Genomic DNA, 453 nt, shown 5'->3' with positions numbered 1-453 from the left:
CAAGACGTACAGGTAAATCTAACCCTATCCAGTCCCCAGAAAGTAATACCGTTTTTAAAGGGAGTGTACGAGTATCGTGAGTCGCCACAATCAATAGCATGTCTAATAAGATAGGTACAGAGTTCCATACACAAACGTCATGTTCAAAAATTAATTGTAACCAGCTGGCAGCATCTCTGCGCTCTTCATCACTAATTAATACTAAACGGCCACCCACACCCAGTAGACCAAAGATATCAAATACAGATAAATCAAAATCGAGAGAAGAAACTGCCAGAGCACAACTTGAATTATCAATATGGTAACGCTGACAGATATCAACAATCGTATTTAAAGCCGCCTGATGACTAATCTCAACCCCTTTAGGCTCACCGGTCGAGCCGGAAGTAAAGATAATATAAGCTAACGATTTATTATCTACTTTTACCGGTTCGGCTAATGGTTTTAAATCCA

Annotated in this window: 1 protein-coding gene; it reads right to left on the bottom strand. The window is 39.7% G+C overall.

Translation table 11 applies throughout. The features are described 5' to 3' along the window. The coding region (locus H3T96_RS14630) for an AMP-binding protein (RefSeq protein WP_144093585.1) at positions 1–453 on the bottom strand (453 nt) is incomplete at both ends.

It is taken from the genome of Gilliamella sp. W8136 (assembly GCF_016101285.1).
Taxonomy (GTDB): Bacteria; Pseudomonadota; Gammaproteobacteria; order Enterobacterales; family Orbaceae; genus Gilliamella; species Gilliamella apicola_N.
The sequence above is the reverse complement of the archived record's forward strand: the minus strand, read 5'-3'. Positions and strand labels throughout refer to the sequence as shown.